Raw genomic sequence first — 22,282 nt, 5'->3', positions numbered from 1 at the left:
TGTTCTCCGCCGAAGGCCCATCGATGACTCAGCTAAAGCGCGGCGCCGGGGTAGAACGAGCAGCCGGTGAAGTAGTCGCCCGCGGGCGACGCCAGGAAGGCGACCAGCTCGGCGCGTTCGTCGGCGGCTGCGCCCGCGCGGGGGCGGACGGCGGTGATGCGGATCCCGAAGCGGGCCCACTCGACCGAAAGGGTGCGGGCTGCGTTCTCGAGCGCCGCACCGACCGCGTTGGCGTGCTCGCCCGCGTCGGCGACCGGCGCCAGGAACACGACCTTGCCGCCGCGGACCGGCGCGTCGCCGGCCTCGTCCTCCGCCGCTTCGGCGTCCTTGATCCAGCCCGCGTTGACGACCGCGCGCACGACGTTCCAGCCGTCGTCGACCGCGCGCCGCAGGCCCGGCATCCCGCCGCCGGCGTCGGCGTACTCGGACGCGGCGTCGACGACCAGGACGTCGATCGGCCCGAGTGCGCCGACGGCGAGCCCGACCGCGTCCTCGTCGCCGAGGTCGCCGTCGACGGTCACGACGCGGGCGCCGAGCGCGGCGGCCCGCTCGCGCTCGGCCGCGCCGTCACCGACGACGCAGACCGTCAGGCCTTCGAGGACTCCGGGACGCAGCACGTCGAGCATCTGGCCCGGACCCTACCGACCCGACACCTAGTGCTTGCCGGCCGCCTCCGCCTCGCGCACGGCCGCGCGCCGCCCGCGCAGCGACTCCTCGACCAGCACGAGCTCGTCGAGCATCGCGCTCGCCGCGCCCTCCATGACGTCGTTGGCCTGCAGCACGCCCTCGTCGTCGATGAACTGCGTGTGGAACGGGATGCTCACCGCCTCGAACAGCGGGAACATCTTCAGCGTCGTCACGACCTGCTTGAGCTGCTGGACCGCGCGCGTGCCCGCGGCCACGCCGCCGTAGGACACGAACGCGACCGGCTTGTGCTGCCACTCGAAGTGCAGGTAGTCGATCGCGTTCTTCAGCGGCGCCGGATACCCGTAGTTGTACTCCGGCGTGACCATCACGACCGCGTCCGCGGCGTTGATCGTCGCCGACCAGTCCTTCGTGTGCTGGTGCTCGTAGCGGCGCAGGCGCGGGTGGTTGGGCTCGTCCATCATCGGCAGCGCGATGTCCGCGAGATCGAGCAGCTCGACGTCGAACGCGCCGTGCTCGCGGGCGCGCGACACGAACCAGTCGGCGATCGGCTCACCGGCGCGGCCGGGGCGGGTGGAGGCGAGGATCACGTGCAGCTTGGGCATGAGGCGTTCTTGATGTCCTTGGTGTCTGGGAGTGATGCGTCCGGGACCCACTCGTGGGCCCACGCCTTCAGCGCTTCGATGACCGGGGCGAGCGCCGCGCCCTTCTCCGTCAGGTGGTACTCCGCGCGCAGCGGTCCGGGCGCGCCGGTCGCCACGCGGCGCTCCAGCAGCCCCTCGGCCTCCAGCGCGCGCAGGCGCTGGGCGAGCATCGTGTCGCTCACGCTCGGGATCACCGCCCTGATCTCGGAGTAGCGATGACGCCCGTCGAGGACCGCCCGGACGATCGCGCCGCTCCAGCGCGCGCCGATCAGCTCGACGGCGTAGTGGAACCGCGGGCACAGCGCCCGGATCTCCTCCGCGGAGCTCGCAGCGGTGGTCATGCTCGGCAGCCTAGCTCAGGATCCCGTAGTCGCTACGGAATCCGTAGTTGTCCTGACACCGTGACGTCACACCGGAACCTTTGCCGGTGCGCAGGGGTTGGGAGCGGTGATGCGCCATGCCCGCCGCACCGCCGTGACCGCGCTGCTCCTGACCGCCGTGCTCGCCCCGCGCGCGCACGCGCGCGTCATGCTGGTCGCCACCGGAACGCCCGCCGCCACGCTGCTCGACGTCCAGTCCGGCGCGCCCGTCGCGCAGGTCCCGACCGGCCAGCCGGTCCGGGCGGTCGCGATCACGCCCGACGGCACGCGGGGCTTCGCGCTCGCCGGCGCGGGCGTCGTCGCGCTCGACCTCAACCAGCGCGCCCGGACCGGCGACGTCCAGCTCTCGCGCTCCCCCACCGCGCTGGCGATCGCCGCGGGCGGCTCGCGCCTGGTCGCCGCGCGCCCCGGCGCGCTGGACGTCATCGACCCCGGCGCGCTCACGGTCATCAGGACGATCCAGCTCGGCGCGCGCGCCAAGGCACCGGCGGCGCTGGCCGTCAGCGCCGACGGCGCGAAGGCGGTCGTGACGATCGACAGGCAGCGCATCGCGATCATCGACCTGCTCGGCGGTGGCGTGCGGCGCCTCAGGCTTGCGGGCGTGACCGGCGTCGCCTTCGCCCCGACCGGACACAACGCCTATGCCTTGAGCGTAACGAAGAAGACCACCATGTTGGTCAAGGTCGACACCGCGGCCGGCAAGCTCGGCCGCGGGATCAGGACCAAGGCCGGCCCGGGCGGCGGCGTCGCGGTGCTCGGCGACGGCAGGCACGTCGTCGCGGGCGCCTCGGCGACCTCGCGCGTCACCGCGATCTTCGACCTCACCAAGGGCGCCGTCGCCGCGCGCGTCGCCACCGGTCGCGGCCCCGGCCACCCGGCGGTCGCGCCCGACGGCGTCCGCCTCTACAGCGCCGACGAGGGCGCGAAGACGATCTCCGTCCTGAGCGCGCTGTCGTTCCGCGTCCTCTCCACCCGCCACCTCACCGCGGCCCCGCGCGGGCTGGCGATCCAGGCCGGCCTCGGGATCACCAACGGCACCGACGGCCCGGACCGGCTGACCGGCACGCGCCTCGGCGACCAGCTCAACGGCCTCGGCGGCGACGACACGCTCACCGGCGGCCGCGGCGCCGACCTCCTCTACGGCGGCCTGGGCAACGACTCGCTCGACGGCGGCGCCGACAACGACAAGCTCTACGGCGAGGACGACAACGACCGGATGTTCGGCCAGGCCGGCAACGACGCCCTCGACGGCGGCGCGGGCAACGACTACGCCAACGGCGGGACCGGCGACGACGAGGTCGACGGCGGCGACGGGGACGACTCGCTGGACGGCGGCGACGGCGACGACGTCGTCAAGGGCGGCAACGGCAACGACCGCATCGTCGAGCTCGGCCTGGGCAACGACATGTTGTTGGACGGCGGCCCCGGCAACGACTACATCGACGGCAACCGCGGCACGGACGTGATCGACGGCGGCGACGGCGACGACACGCTGCTCGGCGGTCCCGGCGGCGAGAGGATCGACGGCGGTGACGGCAACGACACGATCGACGGCGGGACCGGCGGCGACACGATCTTCGGCCGCACCGGCGCCGACGCGATCCGCGGCGACGCGGGCCGCGACACGCTCTACGGCTCAGAGGGCGACGACGCGATCGACGGCGGCTCCGGCGACGACAGGCTCTCCGGCGGCGACGGCAACGACGAGATCACCGCCGGCCCGGGCGCCGACACCGTCAGCGGCGGCGCGGGCCGCGACCAGATCCGCGTGGCCGATGGCGATCACGACGTGGTCGACTGCGGCACGGGGCGCGACACGGTCTACGTCGAGGAGGACGCGCCGGCGCGCGACACGCTGAGGTCGTGCGAGGTCGTCGTCCAGGTCCCGGCCGAGCCCGCGACCGACGCGCCGCCGCCGTCGAACAACATCTTCGGGACGGTCGGCAACGACACGCTCTTCGGGACCGAGGGCCCGGACTCGCTGTTCGGCAACGACGGCAACGACGTGCTCTACGGCAACGGCGGCGACGACTACGTCGACGGCGAGAACGGCGACGACGAGCTGCACGGCGGCGCCGGCAACGACGCGCTGCACGGGCGCGGCGACAACGACGTGATCCTCGGCAACGAGGGCGACGACACGATCACCGGCGACCGCGGCAACGACACCATCAACGGCGGCCCGGGCAACGACGACATCTTCGGCAACCTCGACGACGACATCATCGCCGGCGACGAGGGCGACGACCGCATCAACGTGGTCGGCGGCGGCTTCGACCGCGTGTCGTGCGGCGACGGCAACGACACGGTCTTCGCGGACGCGACCGACGAGGTCGCGTCCGACTGCGAGGACGTGCGGCGCTGAGCGACCCTCAGCGCACGATCGCCGAGGGCCTCGTCCCCTGCGCGAAGCGGCGGTGGCCCTTGGCGTCGGTGGCGTTCAGCGCGAAGCGCAGCGTGATCCTGTGGTGGTGGCGCAGCAGCGCGAGCAGCGTGTGGCGCGTCCGCGCCGGCACGCGCAGCCGCAGCGTCGTCGTCCGGTGGGCCCTGAGGTGCGCCGACACGCGGCTGGTCTCCGGCGCCCTCCTGCTGCCGCTGATCCGGAACACGCCGTAGCCGCGCACGTGGCAGTTGGCGCTGCACGTCGCGCGGATCCGGACGAACCCGGTGCGCCACGGCCGCTGGCGCCCCGCCGCGGTGACGGTGAGCAACGGGACAGCCCTCGTGGTCGTCGGCCTCGCCGGGCCGGTGACGCCGCCGCCACCCGGCGCCGGGGCGACCGGGGTGACCGCGCCGGGCGCCGCGGCCGGCGGGATGCAGGCGCCGGACTGGGTCAGGCGGTCCACCGCGCCGTCGAGCGAGACCGCGTAGACGCGGCCGCAGGCGTCCTCGCCGAACGAGGCGAGCGTCGAGACGTGCAGGCCGGTGGCCGCGTCGTCGGTCCAGACGCCGGGCGTCGCGGCGCGGATGTCGCCCCTGTAGGTGTCGGCGTAGACGTACCTGCCGAGCAGGTCGGGCAGCGCCGGGTCGCGGACGACGTAGCCGCCCGCGATCGAGCTGAAGGAGTCCGGCGCGGCGTGCGCCTTCTCGAGCACCGGCATCGTGATCCCGGCGGGCGCGCCCGCGCTCGCGGTCGACCCGCGCGGGTGGTCGGCCTCGTAGGTCCCCCAGCCGTAGTTGGCGCCGGCCAGCCGCCCGGCGCTCGCGGGCGCGAAGTCGACCTCCTCCCACGTGTCCTGGCCGACGTCGCCGATCAGCAGGTCGCCGGTGCTGCGGTCGAACGAGAAGCGCCACGGGTTGCGCAGACCGTAGGCCCAGATCTCGGGCTGGGCGAAGCCGGGGTTGCCGGCCGGGATCGTGCAGCCGCCGCCGCAGCCGTCGCCCGGCCTCGGGTCGATCCGCAGCAGCTTGCCCTGGCGCGCGTCGTGGCCCGCCGCCGCGTCGTTGTAGGACGGGCTGGTCTGCTCGGCGTTGCCGAGCGTGTCGTTGCCGTCACCGCCGTCGCCGACCCCGATCCACAGCAGCCCGTCCGGGCCGAACTGCAGCTGGCCGCCGTTGTGGTTGTCGTACTTGCGGTGCGGGATCGACAGCACGACGCGCTCGCTCGCGGCGTCGGCGTGGTCGTCGTCGGTGCGCCTGAACGCGCTGATCGTCAGGTCCGAGCCCGCTGCGCCGGACCCGCCCGGCGGCTGGGCCGTGTAGTAGGCGTAGAAGATCCCGCTGGTCGCGTAGTCGGGCGGGAACGCGATCGACAGCAGCCCCTGCTCGTTGCCCGAGGAGCGCACCCTGCTCGTGATGTCCAGGAACGTCGAGGCGGTGCCGCCCCTGATGTCGATGACCTTGCCGCCCTTCTCGACGACGAAGACGCGCGTGGTGTCGGCCGGCGGCGCGGTGACGTCGACCGGCTGGTCGAACGTCCCGATCGGCGCGAGCGTCACCGCCGCGCCCGCTTGCCCCGGCAGGACCGCCGCCGAGAACGACGCTGCGACGCACACGCTCAGTACCGCTGATCGCCGACCCATGGTCGACGTCCTACCCGCTCAGCGGCGCCTCAGGCGACCGCGCGCTTGCCGGAGCGCCGCAGCGCCCGGCGCTCGGCCCGCACGCGCTGGACGATCGTCCGGCGCCCGTGGGCCTCCAAGCCGTTGTACAACACCTTGATCGCGTCGAAGATCTCGTTGGCGACCAGCTGCGCGCGCTCGCGCGTCGGCGCCTCCTCCTGCTCGTAGCGGAAGGGCTCGCCGTACTGGATCGTGACCTTCGGGAACTCGAGCTTCTTCCAGTTGCGGACCTTCGACGAGCCGTGGATCGCGACCGGCACGACGACCGCGCCGCTCTCCAGCGCCAGCCTGCCGATGCCGGGCTTGGCCTCGTCGGCGAGCCTGCCGTCGCGGGAGCGGCCGCCCTCGCAGTACATCGCCATGCAGCCGCCGCGGCCCAGGACCGTGTGGGCGGTGATCATCGCGTCCTCGTCGCGGTGCCCGCGGCGGACCGGGAACACGCCGCCGTGCGTGTAGATCCACTGCATCGGCGGCTTGAAGAGCTGCGACTTGGCCATGAACTGGACCTTGCGGCGGATCGCGCCGCCGACGAAGAAGTGGTCCATGAACGAGAAGTGGTTCGGCGCGAGGATGACCGGGCCGGTCGGCGGGACCTTGTCGGTCGAGATCGCGCGGGCCCGGAAGAACGACCACTGGTAGAGCAGGGTCAGCGACTTGACGGCCTCGTAGACGACGTCGGGCTCGCGCGTGCGCGCGCGCTCGTGGAAGCGGTCGAAGTACTCCTTCGGGCGCTCGTCGAGGTAGACCTGCGCCTTCATCTTCGCCAACTCGCCGCTCTCGCTCACAGCGGAGGATGGTACCCGCGCGCGCGGTGCCGCGATGCGCCGGGTTCGGAGGCGGTGCAGGCCGTGCTCCGTGTCACCCGGGGTGCGCCACATGGAGGCTGTCCCTCCTCCATGTGGCGCAAGGTCCCCAGGCGTGCTCCGCGACGGTGGGTCAAGCCATCAACGGAGCGGTGATCGGACGGCACAACAGCCAGTCGTCGCAGGAGGAGACGGTGTTCGCTGTTGCGATGTCCCCCGGCCGATCACGTAGACAGCATGATGCTGACCGCACGGCCTCCGCTCTATCGCCCGCCGGTCGGAACTTCCGGTGCCCGGTTCCGCCCGACGGTCGAGACGATGTGAACGTGCGGTCACCTGTCCTGCCCGTCGCCTATCTTCCCGCGCATGGCGCAGATCGAGGCCCACATCACGGGCACCGTGTGGAAGATCGAGTGCAAGGTCGGCGACACGATCGCCGAGGGCGACACGGTCGTGATCCTCGAGTCCATGAAGATGGAGATGCCGGTCGAGGCCGAGGACGAGGGCACGGTCAAGGAGATCCTCTGCGAAGAGGGCCAGGCCGTGAACGAGGGCGACGTCCTCGTCGTCCTCGAATAGCGCGGAACCAATAGCCTCCCGCCGCGAATGGCGGGCGAGCTGCTGATCGACGAGCCGCTGGACGGAGTCCGGCGGCTGACCATCTCCAACCCCAGCAAGCGCAACGCGCTGGACCACGCGATCCTCGACGGGATCGCGTCGGCCGTGCGTGCCGCCGATGGGGATGGGACACGGGCGGTGATCCTCACCGGCGCGGGCGGGATGTTCTCCTCGGGCTACGACATCGGCGACATCCCCGACGACGTCTTCGCCGCCGAGGCCGAGAAGCTCGTCGCGCACCCGTTCACGAGCGCGATCGACGCGCTCGACGCCACCGACGTCCCGACGATCGCCGCGCTGCCGGGCCACACGATCGGCGGCGGCCTGGAGCTGGCGCTGGCCTGCGACCTGCGCGTCGCGCGCGACGGCATCAGGCTCGGCATGCCGCCCGCCAAGCTCGGGCTCGTCTACTCGCACACGGGGCTGCGTCGCTTCCTGCACGCGATCGGCGAGCCGCGCACGCGGCAGCTGTTCCTGCTCGGGCGCAACATCGACGCGCGCGAGGCCAAGGTGTGGGGGTTGCTGCACGACGTCGTCGGTGCCGAGGACCTGGAGAACTTCGCCCTGGACTGGGCCGACGAGCTGACGCGCAACGCGCCGCTGAGCGTGCGCGGCAACAAGCGCGTGCTGCGGGCGCTGCTGTCCGCCGAGGCGGCGCTGGATCCGGCGGTCGAGGCCGAGCTGATCGCGCTGCGCAAGGCGTGCTTCGAGAGCGAGGACCTGGCCGAGGGCGTCAAGGCGTTCGCCGAGAAGCGCCCGGCGCGCTGGCAGGGGAAGTAGGCCTATGTCGCCGTCACCGTCACGCAGGGACGTCGAGGCGCTCGAGGAGCGCATCGACACGCTGGAGACCACCGGGCAGTACGACGAGGCGATCGAGGTCCTCGGGCAGCTGCAGGAGCTGACCGGCGAGGACCAGCGCTGGCACGTCGCGTGGATGCACGTCCTGGCCGGGCGCAAGGGCGAGGCCGACACGATCTGGGCCGCGCTGGAGCGCGACCACCCGGGCGATCCGACGGTCCCGTTCCTGGCGGGCTCGGCCCACGCCGAGGCCGGCGCGCCGGATGTCGCCGCCGAGCTGTTCGGGCAGGCGCTGGGGCTGGCGCTGCGGTCCGGAGCCGACGGCGACACGCTGCGCCAGATCGTCGGCGAGCGCACGCAGGCGCTGGCCGACGCCGGGCTGCCGGCCGAGGCGATCGACGAGCAGGCGCGGCTCGCCCTGGCGCGCGCCGCGGCGACGGGCGTCGACACGCCGGTCGCGACGCCGTACTTCCCGCTCGACGAGTTCGCCCGCGCGGTCGCCGCGTGGCCGGCCTTCGCCGCCGACTGGGAGGCGGGCGGCCACGCGGCCTACGCGCTGGAGCTGGACCGCCGCATGCGCGCGATCGCCCCCGGCGCGCCGCGCCACCCGGTCGTCGCGCCGCTGACGGTGGAGCGCGTCGTCGCGCTGGCCGAGGCCAACGACTTCGACGCCGAGGCCTCCGAGGTCCGCGCCCGCGCCGCCTACGACGTCGCCCAGGAGGGCGCGGCGCTCGCCTGGCCCCCGGGCCGCAACGACGCCTGCTGGTGCGGGTCGGGCAAGAAGTACAAGAAGTGCTGCGGCCGCTGACGCTGAGCTACTCGCGGATGAACGCGCGCAGCGTCGCGACGGTCCGGAAGCCCAGGCGCTCGTAGACCGGGCGGCCGTCCGGGCTGGCCTGGAGCGTCGCGGTCGTCGCGCCGGTCGCACGGGCGTTGTTCATGATGTTGGTCATGAGCCGGGAGGCGAGGCCCTGGCCGCGGTGGTCGCGCTCGGTCGCGACGTACTGGATCGACACGTCGTCGCCGATGCGCAGCGTCAGCGCGACGCACACGGTCTCGCCGTCCACGCGCGCGCCGTGCGCGCTGACGCGGTCGTCCTGGAGCGCGCGGACGAGCGGTCCGAGCGCGTCGTCCTGGCCGTAGGCGCGGTCGTTGACGGCGCCGACGACGTCCAGCGTCGGCGTGACGAGGTCCAGCGGGTCGCCCTCCGGCAACGCGGCGCCGCCGTTCAGGGCGATCCCCATGCACGGCATCGCGATGTGCCCGCGCTCGTAGCGCCCCGGGATCGCCTCGGCCTCGGCCCAGAGGCAGTGCGGCAGCCCGGCGTCGTCGGCCTGCGGCGGCGCGAAGCCGTGCGGCACGGCGGCCGCGTCCAGCCACGGGTTGTCGGAGTCCGGGACCCGCGCGCCGATCACGTTCTCGCGCCGGACCGCGTGCTCGCCGGCCAGCGCCGCGAGCGTCTCGCAGAAGCCGAGGATCGATCTCCGTGCCAGCTCCGCGTCGTCCACGCGGAGGAAATCTAGCGGTCGGCCGCCTCGTGGATGGCCGCACGGATCGTGTCGAGCTCGGTGCCCTTCTCCAGGTAGGAGTGAGCGCCGATCTCCTTCGACGGCGCGGCCATCCTGGACGCCGAGAGGCTCGACAGGCCGATGATCGACGTGCGCGGCGCGCGGCGGCGCATCTTCGGGATCGCCTGCAGGCCGCCCATGCGCGGCATCGACATGTCGAGCAGCACCACGTCGGGCTGCAGCGCGGCCGCCGCGTCCACACCCGCTTCCCCGTCGGCAGCTTCTCCGACGATCTCGATCGCCGGATCAGCGGCGAGCGAGACGCGCATCAGCGCGCGGAAGCCCTCGGCGTCATCGCACAAGAGCACACGGATGGGATCGGCGGCAGCCACGTTGTGCACATCATCGGTTGGTGAGCGTCGTTTCGCCATCCCCACTTCTGATGATCGACGGGTAGACGATGGTCCACTCCGCCATCCGATCGAAGGACCCCGTTTCCCTCTATCCCCTCAGAGTCTGCGCCCCGCGCGGTTGTGACATCCCGCACGCACGCTCTGCCAGAACGGCGTGCTCGCCGCGTCGCCGTTGACCGTCCGGGCGCATGCCTACTGTGCCGGGCATGCCGCCGCTGATCACTCCTGAGGAAGCGCTCGCCCTCGGCGAGCTCGAGGATCACGAACGGATCCTGGAGCTCGTCGAACGCGCCTGGGCCGCGCGCCAGGACCGCTTCGGCGACTCCACCGACATGTGCTCGCTGGTCAACGCGAAGTCCGGCGGCTGCGCCGAGGACTGCGGGTTCTGCGCGCAGTCGCGGTTCGCGGAGGCCGAGACGCCGCTGCACGCGATGATGTCGCCGGAGCAGATCCTGGAGCACGCGAGGGCCGCCGAGGCCGCGGGCGCGCACCGGTTCTGCATGGTCACCCAGGGCCAGGGGCTGTCCAGGCGCGACTTCGAGAAGGTCCTGGAGGGCGCGCGGCTGGTCGCCGAGCACACCAACCTCAAGCGCTGCGCGTCGGTCGGCCACATGTCGGTCGACCGCGCGAAGGCGCTGAAGGACGCAGGGATCCAGCGCGTCCACCACAACGTCGAGACCGCGGAGTCCTACTACCCGGAGGTCTCCTCGACCGTCCGCTACGAGGGGCGCCTGCGCACGATCCAGGCGGTCGAGGAGGCGGGGCTGGAGACGTGCGTCGGCGGGATCCTGAACCTCGGCGAGTCGCGCGCGCAGCGGGTCGAGATGGCGTTCGAGCTGTCGAAGATCAACCCGACGTCGGTGCCGATCAACCTGCTCAACCCGCGCCCGGGGACGAAGTTCGGCGACCGCGACCACATGGATCCGTGGGAGGTCGTGAAGTGGATCGCGATCTTCCGGCTGGTCCTGCCCGAGGCGCTGTTCCGGCTGTGCGGCGGGCGCGTCGAGAACCTCGGCGAGCTGCAGCCGCTGGCGGTCAAGGCGGGGCTCAACGGCGTGATGATGGGCAACTTCCTGACGACGCTGAACGCCACGCCCGCCGACGACCGCGCGATGTTCACCGACCTGGGGTTGAACATCAACCGCTTCGAGGACAACGGCTCCAACCCGCGGCCGGACAACCGCTCGGGCTGGCTGGACGGTGAGACCTCCGACGTGGTCGAGAGCTACCTCGACGACGCGTCGGCCGCCGCCGCGGCGGGGATCGAGATCACCGTGTGGGATCCGGCGTCGCAGCTGCGCTACGCCAGGAAGGACACGGTGCCGCCGCGGCCCGACGGGGCGCCGAACCGCTGGCCGGGCGAGAGGCCCGACGAGGCCGCGCAGCTGTCCGGCATGCCGTTCGGGCACTGAGACCGTGAGCGACATCGAAGCCCGCCTGGAGGAGCTGCGGGAGTCCGGCCTGTACCGGAGGATGCGCCACGTGTCCGGCCCGCAGGGGTCGCGCGTGGTGGTCGACGGGCGGCCGGTCCTGCTGTTGTGCTCCAACAACTACCTGGGGCTCGCCGATCACCCGCGCGTGCGCGAGGCCGCGGCGGATGCCGCGATGCGCTGGGGCGCGGGCGCGGGCGCGTCGCGGCTGGTGTCCGGGACGATGACGATCCACCGGCGGCTGGAGGAGGCGCTGGCGGCGTTCAAGGGGACCGAGGCGGCGGTGCTGTTCGGGTCCGGGTACCTGGCGAACCTGGGCGTGGTCGGGGCGTTGTCGTCGCTGGCCGGCGACGGCGCGGTGGTCTACAGCGACGAGCTCAACCACGCGTCGCTGATCGACGGCTGCCGCCTGGCGCGGGCGCAGACGTTCGTCTACGACCACTGCGACGTCGAGCACCTCGCGTGGGGGATCGAGCAGCACCGCGGGCGGCCGGGGATCATCGTGACCGACAGCGTGTTCTCGATGGACGGCGACGTCGCGCCGCTGGAGGAGCTTGTAGGACTTGCCCAGCGCCACGGGATGCGGATCGTGGTCGACGAGGCGCACGGGACCGGGTGCCTCGGGCCGGAGGGCCGCGGCGCGGTGGCCGAGGCGGGGCTGGACGGCGTGGTCGACGTGGTCGTCGGGACGCTCGGCAAGTCGCTGGGGTCCTACGGCGCCTTCGCCGCGGTGAGCGGGCCGATGCGGGACTACCTGACGAACTCGGCGCGCTCGCTGATCTTCTCGACCGCGCTGCCGCCGTCGGCGGTGGCGGCGGCGCTGGCGGCGCTCGAAGTGCTGCAGGAGCACCCCGAGATGGTGGACAAGCTCCAGTCCAACGCCGACGTGCTGCGCGCCGAGCTGGCGCGCGAGGGCTTCGCGGTCGAGGGCTCCTCGACGCAGATCGTGCCGCTCGTCGTCGGCGACCCCGACCTCGCGATGACCGTCTGCGAGCACGCGCTGGAGTCCGGCGTCTTCGCCCAGGCGATCCGCCCGCCGACCGTGCCCGCCGGGACCTCGCGGTTGCGCCTGGCGCTGATGGCGACCCACACCCGCGACGAGCTCCGCGCCGCCGCCCGCACGCTCGGCCGCGCCGCCCTCCAGGCCGGCTTCCGCCCCGGCGCCGGCGTCCCGCTGGCGGCCGCCCAACCCGCCGGCCACCCCCACGAACGCCTCACCACCGACGAACCCGCCGCGGCTTGAGCCGACGCGTGATGCGCGGCCTCTTCGTCACGGGGACCGACACGGAGGTCGGCAAGACGGTCGTCGCGGCCGCGCTGGCGGCGGCGTTGCGGCAGGACGGCGTGGCGGTCGGCGCCTTCAAGCCGGTCGTGACGGGGACCGACGAGCCGACCGACGGCAAGCCGCGCGACCACGAGCTGCTGGCGCAGTGCGCGGGCATGGAGAGCAAGGACGTCGCGCCCTACACGTTCGGCCCAGCGGTCTCGCCCCATCTCGCCGCCGAGCTGGCCGAGACGACGATCGACCCCACCATCTTGGTCGACACCGCCCACCGCAACGCCTCCGGCGACCGGACGCTGATCGCCGAGGGCGTCGGCGGCTTCCTGGTCCCGATCACCGTCGGCGGCTACCTCATCCGCGACCTGGCCCAAGAACTACAACTTCCGGTCATCATCGTCGCCCGCCCCGGCCTCGGGACGATCAACCACACCATGTTGACGATCGAGGCCGTCCGCGCAGCGGGCCTGCGGGTCGCCGCGGTCGTCATGACGCCCTACCCCACCGAGCCCGACGCGATGGTCCGCTCGAACTTCAACAGCATCGCCTTCTACGGCGACGTGCCCTGCCACACGATGGCGCCACTGCCCTCGTTCACCGTCGAAGAGCTGGCCCGCGCCGGCCACCGCCTCCCCTACGACGAGTGGCTGCGATGAGCGACCGCGCCATCACCCTCGACCACCTCGTCATCGCGGTCTCCGACTGGGAACGGTCCAACGCCTTCTACCGCGACATCTGTGGCGCCGAGCTGATCGCACTGAACGACCCGCCGACCCGCTGGCGCTACCGCTTCGGCCCCATCAACCTCAACGTCCACGGCCCCGGCATGACCCCCGAGCCCGTAGCGCGCATCCCCGCCCGCCCCGGCATGGCCGACCTCTGCCTCACCTGGCCCGGCACCACCGCCGAAGCGATCCAACACCTACAAGACAACAACATCCCCATCGAGCAAGGCCCGGTCCCCCGCACCGGCTCCTCCGGCCCCGGCCTCTCCATCTACTTCCGCGACCCCGACGGCTCCCTCCTGGAGTTCATCTCCTACGCCGAACGGCCCTAGCGCATCAGTTGATGCGCTAGCCTCATGGCCATGGCTGACGTCCGCCACGTAACCGCTGCGGCACGGGCGCCGCGCTCGGACGGCGCGCGGACGACGCTCCGGGTACCGGACGAGTTGACGACGACGGCCGACCGCCTCGCGAGCGATCTCGGCATCTCGCGCAACGACGCCCTCCTCCGGCTTGCCACCCGCGGAGCGCAGCTGTACGAGCTCGAGCAGCGCATCGCGGATCGTCGTGCCGAGCGCTGGGCCGCGGTCTTCCCGGGTGCGGTCGAGACCCCGGAGGCGGAGATGCCGTCACCCGACGAGATCGCACAGCTTCTCGCGTCGTTGGACGACGCGCCGGACGATCCTCGCTGACGGCTCGACGTGACGGTCATGTGGGACACCTCGCTCGCGTCGCGCGTTCGCCCCGAGAGCGCCGAACTGGAGCATCTGAACGACCAACGGACGCTGGGGACGCCGGTGCGGTTGGCGGCTCCTGCGGTGCTGGAGATCGCCTATGGGTACCAGCGGATCGCCGCTCTCGACGACCGCGCCCTGGCGCTGCTTGCATGGTTCACCACGCTCGTCGACGACGGGTCGTTCGCGATCGTGCCGTTCGATGGTCGCGCAGGGATCGTCGCCGGCCGGCTGCGCGCCGAGATGCGCCATCCACCATCACGACCGAAGGACCACCGGTCGAAGACGATGCGCCAGGCGTCGTGGTTGCTCGACATCCAGATCGCCGCGACAGCCTTCGCCGGAGGCCTGGATGTGGCGACCCGCAACCGCGAGGACTTCGAGGTGCTGGCCGGCGCGCTCGCGGAGCTCTTCCCGCAGGCGCCGCCGCTGCTGGTGTTCGACGGCCGGCTCTGAGAGCCGATGTTGTAGGCCTACAGGTCGTCCAGCAGGCCCGCCATGCGGTGCATGACGTCGGCCGCCGCGACGAGGTGCTCGTCGGAGATGCCTTCGAGGGCCTGGGCGCCGCGGTCGCGCCAGGCGGTGCGCTTGCGTTCCAGGAGCTCCTGGCCTGCCGCCGTCAACGTGACGACGACGACGCGGCGGTCGCTGTCGGAGCGGCGGCGTTCGATGATGCCGTCGCGTTCCAGGTTGTCCAACATCGACGACACGCTCGCGGGCGACAGCTCGGCCGCCTTGGCCAGCTCGCCCGCGGTCGCCTCGCCCTTGGTGTCGATCGTGAACAGCGCCCGGATCTGGCCCTGGGTCAGCTCGCCGGGCCCGCACTTCTGGTCGCGGGCCCGCAGGCGGCGCTCGGCGCCCATCAGCTCGACGAACGCCAGCCGGACCGCCTCGGTCGCAGGCGTGGTCGCGACCCCCTGGCCGGAAGAAGCGCTCATCGCCTAGACCGCCTCGAGCGCCAGCTCGAGGTCCTCGATCGCGGCGGGCGCCGGCGTCTCCGCCACGCCCGCGTTCCGCGCGGAACGCTCGACCAAGGACAACAACAATGTCGGGACCAGCGCGAACGCGGTCACACCCAGCACCCACCAGTAGGTGGAGCCGAACGCGCTCGCCAGCGAGTCCGCCGTCGGCGCGTGCCCCGCGGCGCGCGCCGCGCCGGCGGCGTCCGTCAGGTGGTTGGTCAAGACGACCGACAGGATCGCCGTGCCGACCGACCCGCCGACCCGCTGCAGCACGTTCAGCTGCGGCGTCGCGTGGTTGACCTGGTCCGGGCGCAGGACCGCGAACGCGGCCGTCATCGCCGGCATCATCGACATCCCGATGCCGAACCCGCGGAAGACCATCGCGACACCGATCAGCCAGTAGGACGTCCCGCCGCCGATCAACACGAAGGGGATGGTCGCCACGACCGTGATCGCGCCGCCGATCAGCGCGGTCACACCGCCGCCCCAGCGCTCGGTGGCGGACGCGCTCATGCGCATCGCGAACGCCGCGCCGACGCCCTGCGGCATCAGCAGCAGGCCGGTCGTCACCGCGTCCTCACCGCGGACCTGCTGGAAGTACAGCGGCATCAGGATCATCGCGCCGAACAGCGCGGCGCCGAGGCAGAACGTCGTCACCGACGCGGCCGCGAACGCGCGGTTCTTGTACAGCCGGACGTCGAGCAGCGGCGCCGGGATCCGCAGCGCGCGCAGGACGAACGCGGCGATCAAGACAAGACCGACAACAACCGGGACCAGCACCTTGCCGGCCACGAGCGACCCGGCGCTGCCGGACTCGGCCAGGCCGTATGTCACGCCGACCAGGCCGGCGGCGACGAGCACCAGGCCGATGAAGTCCAGCGACCCCGCGTCCTCCGGCTGGTCCTTGGGGAGCAGGCGCAGCGCGGTCACCAGCGCGATCACGCCGACCGGGAGGTTGACGAGGAAGATCCACTGCCACCCGGCGTGCTCCAGGAGCAGGCCGCCGAGCGTCGGGCCGAAGACCGGCGCGAGGATGATCGGGACGCCGATCGCGGCCATGACGCGCGGCAGGTTGCGCGGGCCGGCGGCCTTGACCAGGACCATCTGGCCGATCGGCATCAGCATGCCGCCGCCGATGCCCTGCATCACGCGGAACGCGACCAGTTCGCCGGTCGAGTTCGCCAGCCCGCAGAGCGCGGAGCCGACGGTGAAGGCGACGAGCGCGATCAGGTACAGCCTGCGTGAGCCGAAGCGGCGCGCGGCCCAGCCCGTGACGGGGATCACGGCGGCCAGCGCGAGCATGTAGCCGGTCACGACCCACTGGATCGAGTCCAGCGAGGAGTGCAGGTCCTTGGAGAGGTCGTCGAGCGCGACGTTGACGATCGTCGTGTCGAGGACCGACATGATCGCGCCGAGGATCACGACGATGGCGATCCGCCAGACGTGCGGCTCGATGCGGGGAGCGGGGAGCGTTTCAGAAGAAGAGGAAGAGTTCATTTCGGTACCTAAATATTAGTTACCAAATGTTTCGGCGTCAAGACGTTCTGACTTGAGCGAAGCGTCCGAGCTCCGACGCACCGGCGGCGATCACGAGCGCCAGCGCGGCGACCTGGGCGATCGCCGCGACCTCGGTCCCGAGCGGGATCGTCGCCAGCACCACGACGGCGGCGACGGCCCGCCGGCCGGTCCCGGCGCCGATGCGCAGCACGCGGCGGAACCACACGTCGCCCGCCAGGAACAGCGCGGCGCCGCCCGCGAGCACCGCCGCCTCCCCCGTGCTCGACGCGTCGTAGGCGTGCCCGGTCGCCGACTTCAGCCCGACCGCGACGAACACGATCCCCAGCAGCAGCGCGTAGTGCGCGAAGCCGTAGCCGTCCAGCGCCGCGACCGCGCGCGCCCGCGTCGGCAGCGCCGCCAGCGCCTCCTCCGCGCGCTCGTCGTCGCCGCCGAAGTACGTCCACCACAGCGACGCCGACAGCAGCAGCCCGCACACCGCGAACAGCACCAGCTCGGCGTTCACCGCCAGCCCGGACGCGCCGACGCCGACGGCCACGATCGACTCGCCGACCGCGACGATGATCACCAGCCCGTGGCGCTCGACGAAGTGCGCGGGCGCGACCTCGAAGTCCTGGTTGCCGATCAGCTTCGGGAGCACCCAGATCGCGACGACGCTGATCGTCCACAGGACCACCTGCGTGGTCCCGCCGACCGCGCCGCCGACCAGCACCAGCGCCGCGTTGCCCAGGTTCCCGGGCGCGAGCCGCAGGATCGCCTGGGGCGCGAGGCCGCCCGCGCTGCTGGCGAACAGCCCGGTGTGGACCGCGACGACGACCACGTAGCCGATCCCGAACGCGAGGCCCGAGCCGTGGAACGCCTCCGGGACGCTCAGCGCGATCACGAAGTACCCGCACATCCCGGCGAGCAGGAACGCGCGGTTGACCGGCGCGGCGACGTCGATCGCGTTGGTCAGCCACGCGTAGCCGCCGTACATGAACCAGATCAGGCCGAGCATCAGCGCGACGTGGCCGACGCCGTCCCAGGTGAGGTCGTGCGCCAGGACCGTCGACAGCTGCGTGATCACGAACACGAAGACGAGGTCGAAGAAGAGCTCGAGGGTCGTGACGTTGGAGCCCGTGCGTTCCTGCGCGATCACGCGCGGGAGCCTACGGCCGCGGGTGGCGTCCGTGACGCCCCATACCGTTGCCGCCATGCGCACGACCGAGGAGCTCCGCGCGCTCGACCGCTCAGCGGTCTGGCACCCGTTCACCCAGCAGCTCGGCTGGGCGGCGGAGGACGCGCCGATCGTCGCCAGCGCGGCGGGCTGCACGCTGACCGACACCGACGGGCGGGAGTACCTCGACGGCGTCTCGTCGCTGTGGTGCACCGTGCACGGCCACGGGCACCCGGCGATCGACGCGGCGGTGCGGGACCAGCTCGACGCGGTCGCGCACTCGACCATGTTGGGGTTGTCGCACCCGCCGGCGATCGAGCTGGCGGAGCGGCTGCTGGCGGTCGCCCCGCGCGGCGACGGCGACCGCGAGCTGACGCGCGTCTTCTACAGCGACAACGGCTCGACGGCCAACGAGATCGCGCTGAAGATGGCGTTCCAGTGGTGGAAGATCCGCGGCGAGGAGCAGCGGACCAAGTTCGTGTACTTGGACATGAGCTACCACGGGGACACGATCGGGTCGGTGTCCGTCGGCGGGATCGACCTGTTCCACTCGATGTTCCGGCCGCTGCTGTTCGAGGGGATCCGGGTGACGCCCGGAGATGTTGATGGCCTTGCGCGCGTCTTCACCGAGCACGGCGACGCGATCGCCGCGATCATCCTGGAGCCGCTGGTCCAGGGCGCGGCGGGGATGCTCCTGGCGCCCGACGGCTACCTGCGCGCGGTCCGGGAGCTGTGCGATGAGCACGGGATCCTGATGATCGCCGACGAGGTCGCGACCGGCTTCGGGCGCACCGGGACGATGTTCGCCTGCTCGCAGGAGGGCGTCGTGCCGGACCTCATGAGCGTCGCGAAGGGCCTGACCGGCGGCTACCTGCCGCTGGCCGCGACGCTCGCGACCGAGCGGATCTACGAGGGCTTCCTCGGGCGGTTCGAGGAGTTCAAGACGTTCTTCCACGGCCACACGTACACGGGCAACCCGCTCGCGTGCGCGGCCGCGCTGGCGACGCTGAGGGTCTTCGAGGACGAGGACACGCTGGGCGCGTTGCAGCCCAAGATCGCGTTGTTGTCGTCGTTGCTCGACGAGCAGGTCGCGCCGCTGCCCGCGGTCCGCGAGATCCGCCGGTGCGGGTTCATGGTCGGCATCGAGTTGGTGGACTTCCCGCTCGAGGCGCGCGTGGGCCACGCGGTGACGCTGGCGGCGCGTGAGCGCGGAGCGATCATCCGGCCGCTGGGCGACACCATCGTGTTGATGCCGCCGCTGTCGATCGGCGAGGACGAGCTGCGCGCGCTGGTCGCGATCACGGCCGCGGCGATCGCGGCGGCCACCGCCGCGGCGCCGACAAGCGCAACGGTGGGTATCGCATGACGGTTTGAAAGTTGGCGCAATAGACACGCCGCTTTTGCGCGGTCTGGTGAGATCTGGGTACGCCAACGAGGAAGCCGCTCGAGACGCCCTCACGCGGTGGGGACGCCCTTTTTGCCATGCGCCTCCCTGCTCACATCCTGGCCGTGCTTGCGCTGATGGTCGTCGCCGCGGGATCCGGCACGGCCACCGCGGCCACGACGACCGCAGATCCCGCCCCGCAGGAGCTGTGGCGCGCCTACCCCCTGCAGCCCGGCCACGGCACGCCCTCGGTGCGGCTGCCCGCGTCGAGCGCGGCGCTGCGACCGCCGGCGACCGCCGCCGCCGCGCATGGCCCGGGCTCGACGGACGGCGGCGGCTCGCCGGGCTGGCTGCTCGTGGTCGTCATCGGCGCGATGACGCTCCTGGCCGGCCTGCTGGTCGGACGCCGTGCGCGACGCCCGCAGACCGCCGCCGCGGGGGCCGCACCCGCCGAGCAGCCGGAGCCGGAGCCGACCGCTCCCGCGGCCGTCGTGCCGACGCGCACGCAGGCCGCGCCGGCGCCTCCGCGTCCCGCACCGGCGCCCGAGCCGCCCCGGCCGCGCGCCGCGCCGTCCGAGCCCTTCGCCATGCCGACCGAGCCGCGCCGGCCGCCGTCCGAGCCGCGCCTCGCGCCACCCGAGCAGCGCCCTGCGGCGCCCGAGCCGGACCCCGCTCCGCCCCAGCAGCGCCCAGCGGCAGCCGAGGCGCGCCCCGCTCCGTCCCCGCCGCGCCCAGCGGCGCCCGAGGCGCGTCCCGCGCCACCCCAGCCGCGCCCGGCGGCACCCGCGCCGCTCGAACCGATCGCCGGCCCGCCGGTCCGGCGTTTCCGCCGGGTCCCGTGGCCTCCGTGGAGCCAGGCGCTGTGGCGCTGTGAGATCACCCACCACTACGGGGTCGTGCACGCGGATCTGCGCGTCCTCGCCCGCGAGCCCGGCCGCCGTCGCGGCGTCGAGGTGCTCCGGACCGCCACCCACAACCGGCCCGGGTGGGGCGCCCACTTGCCGCAGGCGGAGCTGATCGCCGCCGTCCGCCGCATCGGCGGCGCGCTGGTCGCCGACGGCTGGGAACCGGTCCGCAACGAGGGCGACCAGCCCCCGCAGCGCTTCTTCTGGCCGCGCGAGGGCCGGCCGCCGCTCGATCGGCTCGCCGCGCAGGCCACAACCGACAGCAAGGACGACGATGGCTCATGAACGCCTCACACGCCGCGGGCTGGTCGCCGCGGCGGCGACAACCGGTGGCGTCCTGCTCGCCTCCCTGCCCGACGCCGGCGACGCCGCGCCGTCGGCGGGGCTCGACCGCAAGATCCTGACCTTCGCGCTGCTGCTCGAAGACGTCCAGGCCGGCTTCTACGCCGACGCGCTGAGGAAGGCGCGGCTGCAGGGCGAGCTCCTGGACTACGCCCGAACCGTCGGTGCCCAGGAGACGCGCCACGCGCAGACCCTCCGCCACGCGCTCGGCGACGGCGCGCCCGCTCCCCCGCGGCTGGACTTCGGCGACGACACCGCCGACCCCGAGCGCTTCGCGCGCAGCGCGCTGCGACTGGAGGACCTCGGCGTCAAGGCCTACATCACGCAGGCCGCGCACCTCACGCCCGGCGCGCTCGCCGCGGCCGCGCGGATCGCGACCGTCGAAGCCCGCCACGCCGCGTGGATCCGCGACCTCGCCGGCCTCGACCCGGCACCCGACGCCGTCGAGCCCCAGCTCTCGGCCGACACCGTCCGCAGGACGCTCGAGGGCAGCGGCTATGTCCGCTGACCTCGACCTCGACCTCGGGACGCTCGACCGCGACGGCGCGGTCCGCGCCGGTCTCGACGCGATCGGCGATCGCGACGGCGCCACGCGGGCCGGGCTGCTGCGCGTCGGCGGCGCAGGTCTCGTCGCGCTGCTCGCCGGCCCGTCCGCGGTCGCGGCCGCGGCGACGACCGCGGCGGCGACGCGCCACGACCGGGCGATCCTCAACTACGCGCTGACGCTCGAGTACCTCCAGGCGTCGTTCTACTCCGAGGTCGAGCGGCTCGGCTCGGTGCGCGGCGCGCTGGGCCACCAGGCGCGGGTGGTCGGCACGCACGAGCGGGCGCACGTCCGGGCGTTCCGCGTGGCGCTCGGCCGCCATGCGGTCGGCAGGCCGCGCTTCGACTTCCGCGGCGCGACGGAGGACGACGACCGCTTCCAGAAGACCGCGGTGGCGTTCGAGGACCTCGCGGTCGCCGCGTACGCCGCGCAGGCGCCGCGGATCCGGTCCCGGCCCTACCTCGCGTCCGCCCTGGCGATCGCGAGCGTCGAGGCGCGGCACGCGGCGTGGATCCGCCGCCTGGCCGGCGTCGTCCCGGCGCCCGACGCGTTCGACGAGCCGCGCTCGCGCGCCGCGACGATCGCGATCGTCGACAAGACGCACTTCGCGGTGCACACGACGAGCCGGCGGCGCCCGCGCTTCACGGGATGACGCGGGCGCTCGCGACCGTCGCCGCGCTGGCCGCGGCCGGCGCCATCGCGGGTTGCGGGAGCGCCTCGGCGCCGCGTCACGACGGGGCGGCCGCGGCCGGCGGGTTGCCCGCGCCGGAGCCCGGCGGCCTGCGGGTCGGCGCGCCCCGCGCGCTGGCCCACGAGGCGGGCGCGACGACCTGGGCCTCGGTGCGCACGGCGGCCGCGGCCCGCGCCGGGCCCGGGCGCATGGCCGCGCGGGTGGGCGTGCTGCGGCCGCGCACGCCCGAGGGCACGACGAACCTGGTCCCGGTCCTCGCCCGCCGTCGCAGCGGCGACGCCCTCTGGGTCCGGGTCGCGCTGCCGGCCCTGCCCAACGGCCGGACCGGCTGGGTCCCGCGCGCCGCGCTCGGCGCCTACGGGACGAGCGACCTGCGGCTCGTGGTCGACCGCAGGGCGCTGACCGCGACGCTCCTGCGCGACCGCAGGGTCGTGTTCCGCGCGCCCGTCGGGATCGGCACCCGCTCGGCCCCGACCCCGGCGGGACGGTTCCTCGTGCGCAACGTCCTGCGGCGCTACCGCAGCGCGTTCTACGGGCCGATCGCGTTCGGCACCAGCGCCCGCTCAGCAACGCTCACTGATTGGCCGGGTGGCGGCTACATCGGCATCCACGGGACCAACGAGCCCGGGCTGATCCCCGGCCGTGTCTCGCACGGGTGCATCCGCCTGCGCAACCACGACCTCGCGGCGCTGGCGCACCTGCTGCGCGCCGGGACGCCGGTGACGATCGTCTGACCGGGCGGCGC

General features: G+C 73.2%; 25 protein-coding genes. 15 read left to right on the top strand and 10 right to left on the bottom strand.

Translation table 11 applies throughout. The annotated features are described in order from the left end of the window. Positions 1 to 32: 32 nt before the first annotated feature. From H030_RS30280 to H030_RS30275, 3 genes are read right to left on the bottom strand one after another with little or no spacing between them, the layout of a single operon-like run. Positions 33 to 626, bottom strand: coding sequence for a hypothetical protein (locus H030_RS30280; RefSeq protein ID WP_035125991.1), 594 nt, complete (start codon positions 624 to 626; stop codon positions 33 to 35). 27 nt (positions 627 to 653) lie between these two features. Next, the gene (locus H030_RS0107855; protein WP_027005708.1) at positions 654 to 1,250 is read right to left on the bottom strand and encodes an NADPH-dependent FMN reductase; all 597 of its coding nucleotides are present in this window, start codon (positions 1,248 to 1,250) and stop codon (positions 654 to 656) included. Continuing rightward, a complete protein-coding gene (locus tag H030_RS30275) occupies positions 1,232 to 1,630 on the bottom strand; it encodes a winged helix-turn-helix transcriptional regulator (protein ID WP_051222010.1) in 399 nt (132 codons plus the stop codon). Before H030_RS30275 ends, H030_RS0107855 begins: the two co-directional genes overlap by 19 nt. A gap of 109 nt (positions 1,631 to 1,739) precedes the next feature. Between H030_RS30275 and H030_RS36665 the strand changes: the two genes are divergently transcribed. Further along, positions 1,740 to 4,034: a hypothetical protein gene (locus H030_RS36665; protein WP_051222008.1), complete on the top strand. Its 2,295-nt coding sequence runs from the start codon at positions 1,740 to 1,742 to the stop codon at positions 4,032 to 4,034. Positions 4,035 to 4,041: 7 nt separating this feature from the next. Here the strand turns inward: H030_RS36665 and H030_RS30265 are convergent, their stop codons facing one another. Both H030_RS30265 and H030_RS36660 read right to left on the bottom strand, forming a co-directional pair. Then, positions 4,042 to 5,691: a PQQ-dependent sugar dehydrogenase gene (locus H030_RS30265; RefSeq protein WP_081690604.1), complete on the bottom strand. Its 1,650-nt coding sequence runs from the start codon at positions 5,689 to 5,691 to the stop codon at positions 4,042 to 4,044. A gap of 29 nt (positions 5,692 to 5,720) precedes the next feature. Then, positions 5,721 to 6,515 (bottom strand): lysophospholipid acyltransferase family protein, encoded by a 795-nt coding sequence (locus tag H030_RS36660; protein WP_051222004.1) that lies wholly within the window; start codon positions 6,513 to 6,515, stop codon positions 5,721 to 5,723. Between the two features lie 384 nt (positions 6,516 to 6,899). On the opposite strand from H030_RS36660, the gene H030_RS0107830 reads away from it, so the two are divergent. Genes H030_RS0107830 through H030_RS38945 form a run of 3 tightly spaced genes read left to right on the top strand, consistent with a single transcriptional unit; the run spans position 6,900 to position 8,757 of the window. Next, entirely contained in the window at positions 6,900 to 7,112 is a 213-nt protein-coding gene (locus H030_RS0107830) for a biotin/lipoyl-binding carrier protein (RefSeq protein WP_027005707.1), read from the top strand. Positions 7,113 to 7,139: 27 nt separating this feature from the next. Then, a complete protein-coding gene (locus H030_RS0107825; RefSeq protein ID WP_027005706.1) occupies positions 7,140 to 7,931 on the top strand; it encodes an enoyl-CoA hydratase/isomerase family protein in 792 nt (263 codons plus the stop codon). A gap of 4 nt (positions 7,932 to 7,935) precedes the next feature. Beyond that, positions 7,936 to 8,757 (top strand): SEC-C metal-binding domain-containing protein, encoded by an 822-nt coding sequence (locus tag H030_RS38945; RefSeq protein ID WP_027005705.1) that lies wholly within the window; start codon positions 7,936 to 7,938, stop codon positions 8,755 to 8,757. A 7-nt stretch (positions 8,758 to 8,764) separates the two neighbouring features. Here H030_RS38945 and H030_RS38940 read toward each other — a convergent pair whose 3' ends face one another. Continuing rightward, on the bottom strand, positions 8,765 to 9,457 hold the full coding sequence (locus H030_RS38940; RefSeq protein WP_027005704.1) for a GNAT family N-acetyltransferase: 693 nt from the start codon (positions 9,455 to 9,457) through the stop codon (positions 8,765 to 8,767). 11 nt (positions 9,458 to 9,468) lie between these two features. Beyond that, on the bottom strand, positions 9,469 to 9,825 hold the full coding sequence (locus H030_RS30245) for a response regulator (RefSeq protein WP_196809042.1): 357 nt from the start codon (positions 9,823 to 9,825) through the stop codon (positions 9,469 to 9,471). A 251-nt stretch (positions 9,826 to 10,076) separates the two neighbouring features. Here H030_RS30245 and bioB point away from each other — a divergent pair, with 251 nt between their 5' ends. From bioB to H030_RS0107780, 6 genes are all read left to right on the top strand, one after another. Beyond that, complete coding sequence (bioB, locus tag H030_RS0107805; RefSeq protein WP_027005703.1) at positions 10,077 to 11,282, top strand: biotin synthase BioB; 1,206 nt, start codon at positions 10,077 to 10,079, stop codon at positions 11,280 to 11,282. Between the two features lie 61 nt (positions 11,283 to 11,343). Next, positions 11,344 to 12,543: an 8-amino-7-oxononanoate synthase gene (gene bioF / locus H030_RS30240; protein ID WP_081690750.1), complete on the top strand. Its 1,200-nt coding sequence runs from the start codon at positions 11,344 to 11,346 to the stop codon at positions 12,541 to 12,543. 11 nt (positions 12,544 to 12,554) lie between these two features. Continuing rightward, positions 12,555 to 13,235, top strand: a complete 681-nt coding sequence (gene bioD / locus H030_RS30235; RefSeq protein ID WP_051222000.1) for a dethiobiotin synthase — start codon at positions 12,555 to 12,557, stop codon at positions 13,233 to 13,235. Then, positions 13,232 to 13,636: a VOC family protein gene (locus tag H030_RS30230; RefSeq protein WP_035125989.1), complete on the top strand. Its 405-nt coding sequence runs from the start codon at positions 13,232 to 13,234 to the stop codon at positions 13,634 to 13,636. The genes bioD and H030_RS30230 overlap by 4 nt, the downstream gene beginning before the upstream one ends. 30 nt (positions 13,637 to 13,666) lie before the next feature. Further along, on the top strand, positions 13,667 to 13,996 hold the full coding sequence (locus H030_RS0107785) for a hypothetical protein (RefSeq protein ID WP_155891905.1): 330 nt from the start codon (positions 13,667 to 13,669) through the stop codon (positions 13,994 to 13,996). 111 nt (positions 13,997 to 14,107) lie between these two features. Then, complete coding sequence (locus tag H030_RS0107780; RefSeq protein ID WP_155891904.1) at positions 14,108 to 14,494, top strand: hypothetical protein; 387 nt, start codon at positions 14,108 to 14,110, stop codon at positions 14,492 to 14,494. A 17-nt stretch (positions 14,495 to 14,511) separates the two neighbouring features. On the opposite strand, the gene H030_RS36645 is transcribed toward H030_RS0107780, so the two are convergent. Genes H030_RS36645 through H030_RS0107765 form a run of 3 tightly spaced genes read right to left on the bottom strand, consistent with a single transcriptional unit; the run spans position 14,512 to position 17,653 of the window. Further along, positions 14,512 to 14,976: a MarR family winged helix-turn-helix transcriptional regulator gene (locus H030_RS36645; RefSeq protein WP_027005700.1), complete on the bottom strand. Its 465-nt coding sequence runs from the start codon at positions 14,974 to 14,976 to the stop codon at positions 14,512 to 14,514. A gap of 3 nt (positions 14,977 to 14,979) precedes the next feature. Then, positions 14,980 to 16,497, bottom strand: a complete 1,518-nt coding sequence (locus H030_RS30220; protein WP_035125987.1) for a DHA2 family efflux MFS transporter permease subunit — start codon at positions 16,495 to 16,497, stop codon at positions 14,980 to 14,982. Positions 16,498 to 16,534: 37 nt separating this feature from the next. Then, positions 16,535 to 17,653 carry a low temperature requirement protein A gene (locus H030_RS0107765; RefSeq protein ID WP_196809040.1) on the bottom strand — a complete coding sequence of 373 codons (1,119 nt, stop codon included), beginning with the start codon at positions 17,651 to 17,653 and terminating at the stop codon, positions 16,535 to 16,537. A gap of 55 nt (positions 17,654 to 17,708) precedes the next feature. Between H030_RS0107765 and bioA the strand changes: the two genes are divergently transcribed. The 5 genes from bioA (at position 17,709) to H030_RS36625 (ending at position 22,271) form a co-directional block, all read left to right on the top strand. Then, complete coding sequence (gene bioA, locus H030_RS0107760; RefSeq protein ID WP_027005698.1) at positions 17,709 to 19,037, top strand: adenosylmethionine--8-amino-7-oxononanoate transaminase; 1,329 nt, start codon at positions 17,709 to 17,711, stop codon at positions 19,035 to 19,037. Between the two features lie 116 nt (positions 19,038 to 19,153). After that, complete coding sequence (locus H030_RS36640; protein WP_155891902.1) at positions 19,154 to 20,245, top strand: hypothetical protein; 1,092 nt, start codon at positions 19,154 to 19,156, stop codon at positions 20,243 to 20,245. Further along, complete coding sequence (locus tag H030_RS36635; protein ID WP_051221998.1) at positions 20,235 to 20,810, top strand: ferritin-like domain-containing protein; 576 nt, start codon at positions 20,235 to 20,237, stop codon at positions 20,808 to 20,810. The genes H030_RS36640 and H030_RS36635 overlap by 11 nt, the downstream gene beginning before the upstream one ends. Beyond that, positions 20,800 to 21,498, top strand: a complete 699-nt coding sequence (locus H030_RS36630; RefSeq protein ID WP_051221997.1) for a ferritin-like domain-containing protein — start codon at positions 20,800 to 20,802, stop codon at positions 21,496 to 21,498. Before H030_RS36635 ends, H030_RS36630 begins: the two co-directional genes overlap by 11 nt. After that, entirely contained in the window at positions 21,495 to 22,271 is a 777-nt protein-coding gene (locus tag H030_RS36625) for a L,D-transpeptidase (protein WP_051221995.1), read from the top strand. Before H030_RS36630 ends, H030_RS36625 begins: the two co-directional genes overlap by 4 nt. Positions 22,272 to 22,282 lie beyond the last annotated feature (11 nt).

Origin of the sequence: Conexibacter woesei Iso977N, from assembly GCF_000424625.1 — a bacterium.
GTDB classification, from domain to species: Bacteria; Actinomycetota; Thermoleophilia; order Solirubrobacterales; family Solirubrobacteraceae; genus Baekduia; species Baekduia woesei_A.
Note: the sequence above shows the minus strand (reverse complement) of the source record. Positions and strands in the feature narration are given on the sequence as shown.

Coding starts and splice junctions, on each gene's coding strand:
- H030_RS0107855 (WP_027005708.1), bottom strand. CDS start 1,250: ATGCCCAAGCTGCACGTGATCCTCGCCTCCACCCGCCCCGGCCGCGCC.
- H030_RS36635 (WP_051221998.1), top strand. CDS start 20,235: ATGGCTCATGAACGCCTCACACGCCGCGGGCTGGTCGCCGCGGCGGCG.
- H030_RS30280 (WP_035125991.1), bottom strand. CDS start 626: ATGCTCGACGTGCTGCGTCCCGGAGTCCTCGAAGGCCTGACGGTCTGC.
- bioF (WP_081690750.1), top strand. CDS start 11,344: ATGCGCCACGTGTCCGGCCCGCAGGGGTCGCGCGTGGTGGTCGACGGG.
- H030_RS30275 (WP_051222010.1), bottom strand. CDS start 1,630: ATGACCACCGCTGCGAGCTCCGCGGAGGAGATCCGGGCGCTGTGCCCG.
- H030_RS30265 (WP_081690604.1), bottom strand. CDS start 5,691: ATGGGTCGGCGATCAGCGGTACTGAGCGTGTGCGTCGCAGCGTCGTTC.
- H030_RS0107825 (WP_027005706.1), top strand. CDS start 7,140: ATGGCGGGCGAGCTGCTGATCGACGAGCCGCTGGACGGAGTCCGGCGG.
- H030_RS30220 (WP_035125987.1), bottom strand. CDS start 16,497: ATGAACTCTTCCTCTTCTTCTGAAACGCTCCCCGCTCCCCGCATCGAG.
- bioA (WP_027005698.1), top strand. CDS start 17,709: ATGCGCACGACCGAGGAGCTCCGCGCGCTCGACCGCTCAGCGGTCTGG.
- H030_RS0107830 (WP_027005707.1), top strand. CDS start 6,900: ATGGCGCAGATCGAGGCCCACATCACGGGCACCGTGTGGAAGATCGAG.
- bioD (WP_051222000.1), top strand. CDS start 12,555: ATGCGCGGCCTCTTCGTCACGGGGACCGACACGGAGGTCGGCAAGACG.
- H030_RS36640 (WP_155891902.1), top strand. CDS start 19,154: ATGCGCCTCCCTGCTCACATCCTGGCCGTGCTTGCGCTGATGGTCGTC.
- H030_RS30230 (WP_035125989.1), top strand. CDS start 13,232: ATGAGCGACCGCGCCATCACCCTCGACCACCTCGTCATCGCGGTCTCC.
- H030_RS36665 (WP_051222008.1), top strand. CDS start 1,740: ATGCGCCATGCCCGCCGCACCGCCGTGACCGCGCTGCTCCTGACCGCC.
- H030_RS38945 (WP_027005705.1), top strand. CDS start 7,936: ATGTCGCCGTCACCGTCACGCAGGGACGTCGAGGCGCTCGAGGAGCGC.
- H030_RS0107785 (WP_155891905.1), top strand. CDS start 13,667: ATGGCTGACGTCCGCCACGTAACCGCTGCGGCACGGGCGCCGCGCTCG.
- bioB (WP_027005703.1), top strand. CDS start 10,077: ATGCCGCCGCTGATCACTCCTGAGGAAGCGCTCGCCCTCGGCGAGCTC.
- H030_RS36625 (WP_051221995.1), top strand. CDS start 21,495: ATGACGCGGGCGCTCGCGACCGTCGCCGCGCTGGCCGCGGCCGGCGCC.
- H030_RS36645 (WP_027005700.1), bottom strand. CDS start 14,976: ATGAGCGCTTCTTCCGGCCAGGGGGTCGCGACCACGCCTGCGACCGAG.
- H030_RS36630 (WP_051221997.1), top strand. CDS start 20,800: ATGTCCGCTGACCTCGACCTCGACCTCGGGACGCTCGACCGCGACGGC.